Source organism: Streptomyces laculatispora, from assembly GCF_017353455.1.
Classification (GTDB): Bacteria; Actinomycetota; Actinomycetes; order Streptomycetales; family Streptomycetaceae; genus Streptomyces; species Streptomyces laculatispora.
In genome coordinates this window covers 1-13,127 of the sequence record NZ_JAFMPZ010000368.1, presented here as the reverse complement: position 1 = coordinate 13,127, position 13,127 = coordinate 1, and the positions used below count along the sequence as shown (strand labels likewise).

Genomic DNA, 13,127 nt, shown 5'->3' with positions numbered 1-13,127 from the left:
CCGCGCAATTCCTGGGGCAGCGTCCGGCCCAAGGTGGGTGACGGCGTGCTCGACACCTTCCTCGCGCAGGCCGCGGGCCGTATGCGCTAGCCGGGACGCCCTGCCGGCGCGTGGGGCCACCGGTGCGCGGGGCCGGTGCAGCCGGCCCCGCGCACCGGTGAACCGCACCATGAGCCCACCAGCGAAAGGGCGTTCATGGCGAACTGTCCCCACCGGCCGTGAAGGCGCCCGCGCGTCCCGCGACAGCGAGCGGTCGTCGCCGGCCTGGCCACCGGTCTCGTGCTGTCCCTCGCATCCCGGCTGCCGTCCTCCGAGAGCACCGCCGCCCCGGTCTTCTCGTTCCCGCGTACCTCTGGCTCAGCCGAAGAGCTTGGCCACGAAGCCGGAGAGATGGGCCGTGGTGCGGGCGATCTGCTCCTCCATCGTCAGCGACTCCTTGAAGCGGGCGCCCGAGGGCACGGCCTTCCTCCCCCGTACGTAGAGCGAGCAGGCGAGGTCGGTGCACATGTACAGGCCGACCGAGTTGCCCTCGCGCCCCGTCGGTCCGGCCTTGCGGGCGGTCATCAGGGAGACCCCGCTGCCCGGGTGCGTGGTCAGGCAGAGCGAGCACATGCTCCGGTGCAGAAAGCCGCGCTGCTGGGAGGGGAAGCGGAGTGTGATGCCCGCCAGCCGGCCGTCGTGCTCGGTGACGATGTAGCTGCGCCCGGGAGCGGAGAGGTCACGCCAGCCGAGGAAGTCCAGATCCTCCCACGGCAGCTCCTCGAAATCACGGGGGAGCGGCAGACGCTTGGCTTCCCCCTTGGAGCAATTGATGAACGACATGCGGATGTCCTGCTCGGTCACGGCCTTCATGTAACCGAAGCTAACTCTGCCTATGACCCCTAGGCAAATGAATAAATGATTTAGGAGTTCACCTGTGCATCCTCGGGCAGTACGGAGAGCCGGTGGGCGGGCGGGTGCTCGATGCCGAGACCGGGGCGCCAGGCCGCGAGGATCTGGGCCGAGGGGTCGAACAACGGCGTCGGCAGCGCCTCGGGGCGGGTCCACTGCCAGGCGCTGATGAGATGGGGTTCGGTCACCTGCGGGCTGCCCGACTCCACCCTGACCAGGGCGGCCATCGTCACCCGGTTGATGCCGCCGACCGCGTCGTGCAGCATCGCGAAGACGGCCATGTCGCGCTCGGCGACCTCCAGGCCCGTCTCCTCGCGGAGCTCCCGCACCGCCGCCGCCGCGATGGACTCGTGCGTCGGATCGACCTTCCCGCCGGGCAGCTCCCAGGTGCCGCTGTGGTGCCGGCCGAGCAGGATGCGCCCCTGCGTGTCCTGCACGATCACGCCCACGCCCAGTGCGGCCTGGGCCAGTGGCGGCCGGGAGTTGCGGGCCGGGATCATCGCCACGTCGCTGTCCATGTCTGCTCCTCGGAGTGTCGGCGATCGGTGACCGCTACGAGGCATCGAGCCTACGGGCGGGGCGCGGAGGGTGCCGCCGGACCTTTCCCGGGCGCTGCCCCGGGCGGGATGGTCACACGGTCAGCCGCAGCGACGTGGGCGAGATGCCGAGCCGTACGGTCTGCCCCCACGTCAGCTCCAGTGCGTCCGCCTCCATGCCGTCACCGAAGACCACCACCCGGTCGGACTCCACGGTCAGCCGCAGCCCCTGCCCGCGGCCCAGCTCGCCCGCGACCAGCGAGGTGCCGGTGACCGGCGACGGCCAGGCCTCCCGGACGAACCAGAGCAGCCGGGAGTCGGTGGGGCCCGGCAGGGTGAGCGGGCTGCGGCGTTCCTGCCATACGGAGCGCAGCCAGCCGGTGGCGCCGGTGCCGGTGCCGACCAGGACGCCGGAGGAGGCCTGCGGTTCGGCGGGGGAGTCCGCAGCGTCCGGGCCGAGCCGGTAGCGAGCCGTCTGGTGCCCCGGCGGACCGAGGTAGATCTCGTTGAGGGCCAGCAGCCGCTGGGTGTCGTCTGCCACCGCCTCGACCATGGTGAGCTCGTCCGCCGCGCCGCCCGGCGTCACGGCGGCGCGCAGCAGCGCGGCCGCGTCGGCGGGCCGGTGGCGGACCAGGACCCCCGGATTGCGTCCGGGATCGGTGTCGATGCCGATCACCGGCTGGCCGGAGAGGTACTTGGCGGCGTTGGCGACCAGGCCGTCCTGGCCGACGACGACCACCACGTCCTCGGGTGCGAACAGGAACCGGTCCAGATCCTGGCGCTCCACCCGGGACTGGCGCCACTGCAGCGGAACGGCCGCCGCCACATCGGCCAGCGCCTGCCTGCTGCGTTCGTGCCGCCGGGCGACCTCCTCGATGGACCGGCCCCGGCTCGTCAGGAAGAACGCCGCCTGGCCGTGGGTGCCGTGCCGGGCGAGCAACTCCTCGTACTCGGTGGTGCGGTGGACCAGAACCGCTCTCGGGGCCAGGCTCATGCCCGGGTCTCCGGAGCGGGCCTGCCGAGCTTGGTGAGCAGGCCGGTGAGGACGTCGGGCGAGAGGGTGAGGCTGTCGATGCGCGGCAGGTTCTCGGCGAGCCGGGTGGCGGCCAGCGCGTGCAGGGTCGCGGCCTCCACCTCTCCGTGCACCCGAAGCCAGGCCGCCTGGGACTCGGCACGGGCCGCGCCGACCTCACGTGCCGCTTCGGCCTCGGCGCGGGCGAGGCGCACCTTGCGCGCCGCCTCGGCCGCGGCGCGCACGCCGTCGGCCGCCGCGTTCTCCTCGGCCTCGCGCCGGGTGTTGGTGCCGCGCTGCTCGACCAGTTGCTCCTCCCGGCGGGCGAGTTCGATCTGACTGGCGAGCTCGTTCTCGGCGATGGTCCGCTCGCGCTCGACGGCCACGGCCCGCCGTTCGTACGTCGCCCGGTCGGCCTCCTGCTGGATCTGCTCGCGGGCGGGGGTGCGCAGGGCCCGCTCCACCTCGGCCTCGGGCCGGATGGCGACGACGCGTACCGCCACCACCTCGATCCCGGTGGCGGGCAGCCGGGGCTCGTCGGCCAGGCCCGCGGCGACCCGTTCGCGCACGGTGGCGACGCCGTCGACCAGTGCACCGGACAGCGGGGTGCGGGCCAGTACGTCCAGGGTGTGCTGCTGGGCCGTCTCGGTGAGCAGCGTCGCGATCTGCTCCAGCGGTGCACCGCGCCAGACGCCGGAGTCCGGGTCGACGGAGAAGTCCAGGCGCGCGGCGGCCTCGGCCGGATCGCTGATGCGGTACGTCACGGTGGCCTGCACCGTGACGTCCTGGAAGTCGGCCGTGCGGGCGTGGAACGCCATGGCCAGTTCACGGTCGTTGACCGGTACTTCGGAGAGCGCGGCGCTGAGCGACCGGTACCAGAAGCTCAGCCCCGCGCCGTCGTGGGCGAGCACGCCGCGCTTGTGGTGGCGGATGTGAGCCGTGGGCGCGGAGCGCAGATGGCGCCAGCCGAAGCGCCTGGTGATGTCGGCCATGAGAGGACCCCCTTGTTTTCGTCATTGAGACGATAAGAGAGTCGCTCCATATCGTCAAGGGGACGAGAAGGGGGGTCGCCCGCGTTTCGGCGGGTGCCGGCCGGACGTGGCGCACGAAAACGGGCGGCCGGTGACTTCCGAAGAAGTCACCGGCCGCCCGGATCGTGCGCCGCCCCCGTCCCCACGGTGCGGCGCGGGTGGGCCGTCGTCATCCGCTGGGGCGACGGCCCACGTCTGTCAGGACCCGGACGCCGAGGCGTCCAGGCCGAGTGCGGGAAGGATGGCGCCTTCCACGAAGCGGACGAGGAAGGTCTCATCCGCGTAGGTCCCCTCCAGCAGGGGCCGGGCACGCATCACGCCCAGCAACTGCGCGGAGACGAACTCCGTGGCGGGGTTGTCCGCCGCCACTTCGCCACGCTCCACGCCGCGCCTGACCATGGCGTCGAGCGCCACCAGTTCCGGCAGGATCAGCGCTTCGCGCAGCGCGCACAGTAGCTCGGGGCTCTGGAGCGCGGCATGACTCAGGGCCAGCATCAGCGGGGTGTCGCGTCCGGAGCCCTCGCCGATGGCCTTCGCCGCCTCGCGCAGGTCTCCCGCCAGTGTGCCCGTGTCGATCCTCGGCAGCAGCCCGCGCCGGGTGCCGTGCAGGGCGGCGACGACCAGCTCCGGCTTGGAGCCCCACTGGCGGTAGAGCGTGGACTTGCCGCAGCGGGACCGGGAGGCGACGCCCTCCATGGTGAGTGACTCGTAGCCGCTCTCCCTGAGCATGTCGAGGACGGCCGTGTAGAGCTCCTGTGCCCGCTCCGGCGTGATCTTCGAGCGGCGTGGCGCGGGCGCCGTCTCCTGCTCGGTTTCCTGCGACGACATGCGCGTTCCCTCTCTGCGACTCTGCGACGAGGTCCATCGATACGCCAGTGTACCGATACGCGAGTGTTCCGATACGTTCGCGTATCGGTACACTGGCGTATCGATACGGCATGGACCGGTCCATGCCACGCACACCGCTTCGTCAGCAAAGGGGCACCGGGTGATGCTCGCCGGTAGCAGGCCCGCAGATCAGGAGCCGGACAGTTCTGCCCGACCGCCCCTCGTCCGCGAGCTTCTTCTCGTCGTAGGACTCTTCGTGATCTACAAGTTCGGCCGCCAGGCGGCCAACGGTCACGTCGATGAGGCGTTCCACAACGCCGGACGGGTCTGGGACCTCGAACGCGCCGTGCACCTGCCCGGCGAAGGAGCCGTGCAGGGGCTGCTGCTCCACAACGAGACGCTGATCCACCTGGCGAACGCCTACTACGCGACCGTGCACTTCCCGGCCACCCTGCTCTTCCTCGGCTGGCTGTACTGGCGCCGCCCGAGCCACTACGTCTGGTCGCGGCGCATCCTCGCCGTACTCACCGGCGCCGCACTCGCGCTGCACCTGATCTTCCCGCTCGCCCCGCCGCGGCTGCTCGCCGAGACCGGGCTGGTGGACACCGGGCAGGTGTACGGGCCGACGGTGTACGGAGCGGCGCCCGCCACCGACTCGATGGCGAACCAGTTCGCGGCGATGCCCTCACTGCACTTCGGCTGGGCGGTCATGGTGGGTGTCGGCCTGGTCGTCGCGACCCGCTCCCGGTGGCGCTGGCTGTGGCTGCTGCACCCGGCGATCACCCTGTTCGTGATAGTCGGCACCGCCAACCACTACTGGCTCGACTCGATCGTGGTGGCCGCACTGCTCTCGGTGGCCCTCGCGGCCCTGCGCCTGCAGCGCACGGAACCGGTCAGGGCGCACATCCCCTGGCCGGCCGCCGCCACCGGCGCCCGTGCCACCGGTTCGTACGCCACCCCCGCGCAGGCCAACCGTCGCTCCTCGTCCTACGTCCCGTCCGGAGCCGGACGGTGAACGCCACCCTGATCGCCGTCGCGCTGTCCCTGGTCTCCGCCGCCGCGTACGCGTCGGCCGCGGTGGCGCAGGCGCGGCTCGCCGGGCGCACCGCACCCGGCACCGGGATGCTCCGGCTGCTCGGGCGCGGGGCGTGGTGGTCGGCCGTCGGGCTGAACGCCGGCGGCGCACTGCTGCACGTCGCCGCGTTGAACTACGGCCCGCTCACCCTCGTCCAGCCGCTCGGTGCACTCACCCTGGTCGCCGCCGTCCCGCTGGGCGCCCGTGCGGCCGGACGCCGCGTCTCCACGACCGAGTGGCGCGGCACCCTCCTCACCCTGCTCGGCCTCGGGGCCCTGCTGACGACCGCGGGAGGTTCCGCCCCGCACGAGACCCTCAGCCTGGTCGAGGCGCTGGCCGTGGGCGCCGGAACCATCGCAGTCGTCGCAGGCCTCAGCCGCCCGGGCACCCGCCCGGGGCTGCGGCACGCGGCGGCCTCCGGCATCACCTCCGGTGTCGCCTCCGCGCTCACCCAGACGCTGACCGTCGCCGTCACCGACCACACCACGGGCCCCCTGTTCAGCTGGCGTCTGGTGGTCGTCGCGCTGCTCGTCTCGGCGTTCGCGATCGGCGGGCTGCTGCTCTCCCAGACCGCCTACCGCGGCGGCCTCGGCGCACCGCTTGCCGTCGTCACCCTCGCCAACCCGGTGGCCGCGGCGGCCATCGGCCTGGCCCTGCTGGGGGAGCGCCTGCAGGGCGGGACGATCAGCCTGGTCGCGGCGCTGCTGGGCGCGGCCGCCGCGGTACGCGGAGTGTTCCTGCTCAGCCGCGCGCAGGCCGAGACGGCGTCCGGCGTCAAGGCTGCTGCTGCGGCCGGGCCCGCACCCGCTGCCCCCGTACCGTCGCGGGTGGTCATCAGGACTCCACGCGCGCTCCGCCCGGAACACGGACACCTCCGCAGGATCAGGGCCGGCCGGTCCTGAAGCGTGTTGCCGAAGGCCGGGGGATTCCCGGCTCGACGGAACTGCTTGCTGGTGCGCTCGGTGGTGAAGCCGATGCGCGGTCCGCGGACTTCGGCCCCGCTCTCCGCTCACAGTGGATGTGAGCGAGACCCGCTGGAAGTGACCGGCGATCCGGTGGATCTCCGGCCGAACCGATCGGTCGAACCGGTCGGTTCCTGAGCGTTGATCACTCCACTGACATGGCCGGCGGATCATGTGGGTGCCGGGGTGGGGTGAGAGGTGAAGCCGATCTCACGTCGAGTCGAGACCGAGGAGTTCGGGGTGCCGATCATCGGCGGGGGTGTGGGGCCGGACTCCCGCGCGGTGATCACGGAGTTCGCGGCAGAGCACCGGGTGCGGGCTTGTGGATCGTCCTGACGAAGCCGGTGGGCCGGCGGCCGTCGCCGCCGCGGCGTTGGCCGCCGGCCCGCTGGTCTTCCGGCCCCGTTTGGCCCCCGCCGGGCCGGGCGTCGTGCCTCCGGCGCCCGCGGAACACCGCTGACGCGGCAGCGGTGGAAGAGAAGGTGCTCCCGCCGCGCGACATCCTGCCGTCTCACGTAGTCAAGAGGGGTATGCACGGCGATCACGGAACAAGAGAACAGGCGGGGGCCGAGTGAAATCAGCACAGGAGGATCAGTACCTGGAGTTCGTGGCCGCGAGGGCGAAGGCGCTGTACCGCTCGGCGTACGTCCTCGCGGCGGGCGACACGCATCTTGCCGAGGACCTGGTCCAGGAGACCCTCAGCCGGGTGTACGTGCACTGGAAGCGGGTGGCCAGAGCGGACAGCCCGGCGGCCTACGCCCAGACGGTTCTGGTCCGTACCTCCCTCACCCTGCGGCGTCGGCGAAGCACCGGCGAGCGTCCCATCGGGAACATGCCCGACAGCGCGGCGGCCGGCCCGGACGCCGCACTGCGGCTCACCCTGCTGGACGCGCTCGGCCAACTGCCGCCCCGGGACAGGGCGGTGCTGCTGCTGCGCTACTGGGAGGACCGCAGCATCGAGGAGACCGCCCAGATGCTCAAGCTGAGCAGCAGCGCGGTCCGCTCCCAGGGCACCCGGGCACTCAACAGGGTGCGCGCGTTGCTCGGCGACAGCCTGTCCGACCTGGTTCCACACTGAACGCCGGTGCACACAGGTCGAACTCACCGCAGAATCCCCATCAGCGACAGAAATGGTGACGCCAGCATGCCGTTCGAAGCAGACCTCGCACACGCCCTGGACCGCACGACCGACTCCCTCGACCCCGATCTCACCGCGCTCACGAGCGGAGCCGTCGAGCGAGGGCGGAGCCGCAGCCGGCGTCGGCGCAGCGCCGGCGTCATCGCCGGGGTCGGAGCCTGCGCCGCGATCGCGGCTGCCGGCCTGGTGCTCCCCGGCGTGCTCGCTGGGACTGGCTCCGCGGGATCCGACATGGAAACGGTGGCGCTGGCGGTGCCCCGTTCTTCGATCACCGGCACCCAGATGATCGACGCAGTGAAGAAGACGTTCCCCGGGAGCCGGTTCGGCAAGGAGGACGGACAGAGCAACGACCCCTCGAATCCGTCCGGCGGGTGGGTCGCCAACGGCGGAGTGGACGTCAACGACGGGCACGGCGCCGCCAACGTCGGTGTCTCGGCCCTGCGGCTCAAGCTGCCGCTCAGGGACGGCGAAGGGCTGAACTGCGACCATACGGCCGGGCGTGCTGAGGCCGGCGACACCTGCGAGCTGAGTGAGCTGCCGAGCAGCGCGGCGCTTCCCGGCGGAGCCCTGGTGATGTCGGAGAAGATCGCGGAGAGGCAGCCGATTGGTGCCGACTCCGTCCCCGACTCCGACATCGCCTACCGCTGGACGACGACGGTGACCCTGAAGTCGACCGGCGCCCAGCTTCAGATGGTGCAGTGGAACACCGCCGGCGACCTCGGCGGCGGAAACAGGCCGAAGCCGACCCGTGACGCCCCCCCGCTCTCCCAGAAGCAGGCGGTGGCCGCACTGGCCGGTCCCACCTGGGCGCCGATCCTCGGTGCCGTCGGCTGACCCGTCGCATCGCCGAAGGTGAGGGCAGAACCTCCATGACCCGCTGCACCGGCAGGTCATGGAGGTTCTGGTCGGTGCCGTCGTCCCGCCACAGGCCGGACGCGGTGGCGGCGTCTGCCTGCTGGCTGTGAGGCCCTGCCGCCCTGGCTCACCTGCGGTGCGGCGATATCTGATGACAAGCGTTGCCGCGCCCTCCCTGCCGGCCTGGGCCTGCCTCGACGTCGGCACACCCGGCTGGCTCCTGATGGCGAGTACCGGCCCTGGGCGTGCGCGGGGGCCAGGTTGCAACGCAGCTCGAACGCGCCCGCCGCGCACAGGAGTTCACCGACGGTGTGGGCGCCCACCCCGAGGAGGATCAGCAGGACCGCGCTCCAGGCGGGCAGGCCGGAGGCGAGGAACGATCTTTGACTGGCTCGCGGAGATCCGACGGATGCGCAGGGGGAGTGCTCTGGAAGGGGCGCGGACGCCGGCCCCGGGTTGGGCCGAGGCCGCCGAGCTACGGGGAGCTCTGGCGGCCCGGCTCCAATTCACGGGTGGAGCCCCGTATTTGGTGGCAGGAAAGCTGCCGGTTACGCCTTGCGGGCTACGGCGCACCACATGGGCAGGGTGTCGTCCGGGGTGTCGGACGGGCCCGGACGCCAGCGAGTCAGCGTGACCACCCCCGGTTCCAGGATTTCCAGGCCCTCGCAGAAACGCTGCACCTCCGCATGGGTGCGCGGCGTGGCCGAGGCGTGGTTGGCGGCGCGCTCGTTGTAGATCCGCATCGATTCCGCAACCTCGGGAGCGGTGACGTCGGCGGCCGGATGCGACAGCACGAGGTGACTGCCCGGGGCAAGGCGGTCCAGCAGCCGGCGAGTGATGTCCCAGGGGTCCTCGGCGTCCTTGATGTACTGAAGGACCGCCACGAGCATGAGACCGACCGGCTGGTCGAGATCCAGGTTCCGGGAGGCCGCTTCGAGGATCGTGTCCACGTCCCGCACATCGGCCTGCACATAGTCGGTCTGCCCCTCGGGACCGCTGACCAGGAGCGCCCGCGCGTGGGAGAGCACGATCGGGTCGTTGTCGACGTAGACGACACGGGATTCGGGGGCGGCCTGCTGCGCCACCTCGTGGGTGTTCGCCGCGGCGGGAATCCCCGTACCGATGTCGAGGAACTGACGGACCCCGGCCCCCGCCAGGTGACGTACGGCGCGGCCGAGGAAGGCGCGGTTGGCCCGGACCGACGGGATGATCGTCGGGTTCGCCCGGGCGGCCAGCTCTGCCGCCTCCTGATCCACCGGATAGTGGTCCTTCCCGCCCAGCCAGACGTTGTACACACGCGCTGGATGCGCGTTCGCGGGGTGGGGTGCGGACAGCGTGTTCTCATTCATTGTTTTGTCCCCTCGTGCGGCCGCCACAGCCAGCTCGAACTCAAGTCCGGACACGGTACCTCCATGATCCGCCGCCCCCTGCAGCCAGCCCATGTCCCGTGGCCCGCCCAGGGTTTCGGATCAGCGCGCCCGGACGGCCGGACGCTGCGCCCTGCCACGCGTTGTGCGAGTGGCCCGATGCGCTCGCGTACGGCGTACGGCGAGTCAACGCGCCTGGCGGGTAGGTGACTTGCCGTCGGCGCTGCGGGCGCCGCAAGGCCTGCCCGGGGCTGCCGGTGGTGGGCGGCCCAGCGGGAGGCCGATGCGCCTCGGCCGTTCCAGGACTGCCGTCCACGCCGCAATCCCAGGAACAACTCCTGCTCCGCCTGCCCGGCCTACTCCGGCTCGGGCGCCTCCGGGACGGCGTCATCGGCCAGCGCGCGGGTCAGCCAGCCGATCCAGAAGTTCTCCAGATCGATGCCGCCCCGCAGTACCAGATGCCGCAGCCGGTCCTGCGCCGCGGTGCGCTCCGGCGGAAAGTCCCGCTCCTCGATCGCCAGATACTCCGCGAGCTGCCGTCGGTGCAGCGCCAGATGCCGGCGCAGCTCCGTGTCCAGGCCGGGTGCGCCGACGACCGCCGCCGCCCGCATCCGCAGCAGCAGCGGGTCGCGGACCTGTTTCGGGTCCTCCGGGCGCGCCACCCAGACGGACAGCGCCTCGCGGCCCGCCGGCAGTACCTCGTACTCCTTCTTCTGCCCCCGGGCGGGCTGCGCCGGCACGAGGGCCCTGATCTGCCCGGCCTGCTCCAGCTTTCCCAGCTCGCGGTAGATCTGCTGGTGCGTGGCCGACCAGAAGTAGCCGATCGACCGGTCGAACCTGCGGGTCAGCTCCAGCCCCGACGAAGGCTTTTCGAGCAGGGCGGTGAGGATCGCGTGCGGGAGTGACATGGGGTGCATCCTAAGGACGGCCCGGCCGGGCGGCCCCACGACGCGGGCCGCGGGCCCGCACCGCCGAGGGGCGCCCGGTCAGAGCGAGGCGGCGAGTTCCGTGCCCTGGCGGATCGCCCTCTTGGCGTCCAGCTCGGCCGCGACGTCCGCGCCGCCGATCAGATGCGCGGGACGGCCCGCGGCGAGCAGCTCCTCGTAGAGGTCACGTCGGGGTTCCTGGCCCGCGCAGAGCACCACGGTGTCCACCGGCAGCAGATGCTGCTCGCCGTCGACCGTGACATGCAAGCCGTCGTCGTCGATCAGGTCGTAACCCACGCCCGCCAGCATCGTGACCCCGCGGTGCCGGAGTTCGGTGCGGTGGATCCACCCCGTCGTCCTGCCGAGCCCCGCGCCGACCTTGCTCGCCCTGCGCTGGAGCAGGTGGACCGTGCGCGGTGACTCCGGGCGCTCGGCGGTGCCCAGTCCGCCCCGCTCCCGGTACTCGGTGTCGACGCCCCACTGCCGGAAGAACGCCTCGGGGTCCAGGCTCGCGCCGTCCCCGCCGTCGGTCAGGTACTCGGCCACGTCGAATCCGATCCCGCCCGCCCCGACGAGGGCGACCCGGTCGCCGACCGGCGCCCCGTGGCGCAGGACGTCGAGGTAGCTGACCACACTGGGGTGGCCGATGCCCGGGATCGCGGGGGTGCGGGGGGTGACCCCGGTGGCCAGGACGATCTCGTCGAAGCCGTCGAGCTGCCCCGCGGTGGCCGGGGCGCCGAGCCGGAGCCCGACCTTCTCCTCCGCCAGCCGGGTGCGGAAGTAGCGCAGCGTCTCGTTGAACTCCTCCTTGCCGGGCACCCGGCGCGCCACATTGAGCTGCCCGCCGATCTCGTCGGCCGCGTCGAAGAGCGTCACCTCGTGACCGCGCTCGGCCGCCGTCACCGCACAGGCGAGCCCGGCGGGACCGGCGCCGACGACCGCGACCCGCTTGCGGGTCCTCGTCGGTGACAGCGTGAGCTCCGTCTCGTGGCAGGCCCGCGGATTGACCAGACAGGAGGTGACCTGCCCGCTGAAGATGTGGTCCAGGCAGGCCTGGTTGCAGCCGATGCACGTGTTGATGGCATCCGAGCGGCCCTCGCTCGCCTTCACGACGAAGTCCGGATCGGCGAGGAACGGCCGGGCCATCGACACCATGTCCGCGCGCCCCGCCGCCAGGATCTCCTCGGCGACCTCCGGGGTATTGATCCGGTTGCTCGTCACCAGCGGTACGGAGACGGCGCCGCGCACCTTCTCGGTGACCCAGGTGAAGGCGCCTCGCGGCACCGACGTCGCGATCGTGGGGATACGGGCCTCGTGCCAGCCGATGCCGGTATTGATGATCGTCGCCCCGGCCGCCTCGATCTCCCGGGCGAGCCGCACGACCTCCTCCAGCGACGATCCGCCGGGCACCAGGTCCAGCATCGAGAGCCGGTAGATCAGGATGAAGTCGCTGCCGACCCGCTCACGGACCCGGCGCACGATCTCGACGGGGAAGCGGATGCGGTTCTCGTACGAGCCGCCCCAGCGGTCGTCGCGGTGGTTGGTCGCCGCGGCGATGAACTCGTTGATCAAGTAGCCCTCGGAGCCCATGATCTCGACGCCGTCGTACCCGGCGAGCTGCGCCAGCGCGGCCGCCGCCACGAAGTCCTCGATGGTCGACTCGACCTCGTCGTCGCTGAGCGCGTGCGGGGTGAACGCGCTGATCGGAGCCTGGACCGCGCTCGGCGCCACCAGGCCGGGGTGATGGGCGTAACGCCCGAAATGCAGTATCTGCATGGCGATCCGGCCACCGGCCGCGTGTACGGCCGAGGTGACCTGCGCATGCTGCGCCGCCTCCGCCTCGGTGGTCATCTTGGCGCCGCCGGGGAACGTGCAGCCGCGTTCGTTCGGGGAGATGCCGCCGGTGACCATGAGTCCCACGCCGCCCCGGGCGCGGGCGGCGTAGAACGCGGCCATGCGCTCGAAGCCGTGCTCGACCTCCTCCAGGCCGATGTGCATCGATCCCATCAGGACCCGGTTCGGGAGGGTGGTGAACCCGAGGTCGAGCGGGCTCAGCAGATGCGGGTACGGGCTCATGCGGCGGCTCCTCGCGCAGTGTCGTTGAGCCAGTTCTAGACCACCGAAACGCCATTGTGCAACAAGTTGCACAATGGCGTACGTCGCACTGTGCCACGCGTCACGCCCTGCCCGGCCGAGCCCGGACGGCGTAACAACGTGACCCGCCGGAACGCGGCGGCGCGGAGAGTGGACACGTAGCGCACCGCACCCCAGGCCCTTCGTTCGTAGCGGGCCCCGAAACCTTCCGGAGACCCCATGGGCATCGTGAACCGTCGTGACCTCGGCCTGCTTCTCCTGCGCGTCGGCACCGGCGCGGTGCTGGCCGCGCACGGCACTCAGAAACTGGCCGGCTGGTTCGGCGGCGGAGGCATCGAGGGCACCGCCCGCGCGATGGAGGCCATGGGCTTCCATCCGCCGAAGCACAGCGCGGTCGCGGCCGGGCTCGGCG

At 71.9% G+C, this 13,127-nt stretch carries 13 protein-coding genes; 5 read left to right on the top strand and 8 right to left on the bottom strand.

The annotated features are described in order from the left end of the window. Positions 1-357: 357 nt before the first annotated feature. From J1C73_RS19365 to J1C73_RS19345, 5 genes are all read right to left on the bottom strand, one after another. Positions 358-852, bottom strand: coding sequence for an FBP domain-containing protein (locus J1C73_RS19365; RefSeq protein WP_207317516.1), 495 nt, complete (start codon positions 850-852; stop codon positions 358-360). 50 nt (positions 853-902) lie between these two features. Next, entirely contained in the window at positions 903-1,409 is a 507-nt protein-coding gene (locus J1C73_RS19360) for a nucleotide triphosphate diphosphatase NUDT15 (RefSeq protein WP_207317515.1), read from the bottom strand. Between the two features lie 112 nt (positions 1,410-1,521). Next, complete coding sequence (locus tag J1C73_RS19355) at positions 1,522-2,421, bottom strand: NAD(+)/NADH kinase (RefSeq protein ID WP_207317514.1); 900 nt, start codon at positions 2,419-2,421, stop codon at positions 1,522-1,524. Further along, entirely contained in the window at positions 2,418-3,431 is a 1,014-nt protein-coding gene (locus J1C73_RS19350; protein ID WP_207317513.1) for an SPFH domain-containing protein, read from the bottom strand. The genes J1C73_RS19355 and J1C73_RS19350 overlap by 4 nt, the downstream gene beginning before the upstream one ends. A 237-nt stretch (positions 3,432-3,668) precedes the next feature. Beyond that, complete coding sequence (locus J1C73_RS19345; RefSeq protein WP_207317512.1) at positions 3,669-4,298, bottom strand: TetR/AcrR family transcriptional regulator; 630 nt, start codon at positions 4,296-4,298, stop codon at positions 3,669-3,671. A 163-nt stretch (positions 4,299-4,461) separates the two neighbouring features. Between J1C73_RS19345 and J1C73_RS19340 the strand changes: the two genes are divergently transcribed. The 4 genes from J1C73_RS19340 (at position 4,462) to J1C73_RS19325 (ending at position 8,307) form a co-directional block, all read left to right on the top strand. Then, positions 4,462-5,313: a phosphatase PAP2 family protein gene (locus tag J1C73_RS19340; RefSeq protein ID WP_242644402.1), complete on the top strand. Its 852-nt coding sequence runs from the start codon at positions 4,462-4,464 to the stop codon at positions 5,311-5,313. After that, the gene (locus J1C73_RS19335) at positions 5,310-6,275 is read left to right on the top strand and encodes a DMT family protein (protein ID WP_207317510.1); all 966 of its coding nucleotides are present in this window, start codon (positions 5,310-5,312) and stop codon (positions 6,273-6,275) included. Before J1C73_RS19340 ends, J1C73_RS19335 begins: the two co-directional genes overlap by 4 nt. Positions 6,276-6,906: 631 nt before the next feature. Next, positions 6,907-7,413: a SigE family RNA polymerase sigma factor gene (locus tag J1C73_RS19330; RefSeq protein ID WP_123464722.1), complete on the top strand. Its 507-nt coding sequence runs from the start codon at positions 6,907-6,909 to the stop codon at positions 7,411-7,413. 66 nt (positions 7,414-7,479) lie between these two features. Beyond that, a complete protein-coding gene (locus J1C73_RS19325; protein WP_207317509.1) occupies positions 7,480-8,307 on the top strand; it encodes a hypothetical protein in 828 nt (275 codons plus the stop codon). A 569-nt stretch (positions 8,308-8,876) separates the two neighbouring features. Here J1C73_RS19325 and J1C73_RS19320 read toward each other — a convergent pair. The 3 genes from J1C73_RS19320 to J1C73_RS19310 form a co-directional block, all read right to left on the bottom strand. Continuing rightward, on the bottom strand, positions 8,877-9,677 hold the full coding sequence (locus J1C73_RS19320) for an SAM-dependent methyltransferase (RefSeq protein ID WP_207317508.1): 801 nt from the start codon (positions 9,675-9,677) through the stop codon (positions 8,877-8,879). Between the two features lie 374 nt (positions 9,678-10,051). Then, positions 10,052-10,603, bottom strand: a complete 552-nt coding sequence (locus tag J1C73_RS19315) for a PadR family transcriptional regulator (RefSeq protein ID WP_123464728.1) — start codon at positions 10,601-10,603, stop codon at positions 10,052-10,054. Between the two features lie 78 nt (positions 10,604-10,681). Further along, positions 10,682-12,697: an NADPH-dependent 2,4-dienoyl-CoA reductase gene (locus J1C73_RS19310; protein WP_124285764.1), complete on the bottom strand. Its 2,016-nt coding sequence runs from the start codon at positions 12,695-12,697 to the stop codon at positions 10,682-10,684. Positions 12,698-12,934: 237 nt separating this feature from the next. Here J1C73_RS19310 and J1C73_RS19305 point away from each other — a divergent pair. Then, positions 12,935-13,127 (top strand): DoxX family membrane protein (locus J1C73_RS19305; RefSeq protein ID WP_207317507.1); only part of this gene is annotated, 193 nt, incomplete at its 3' end.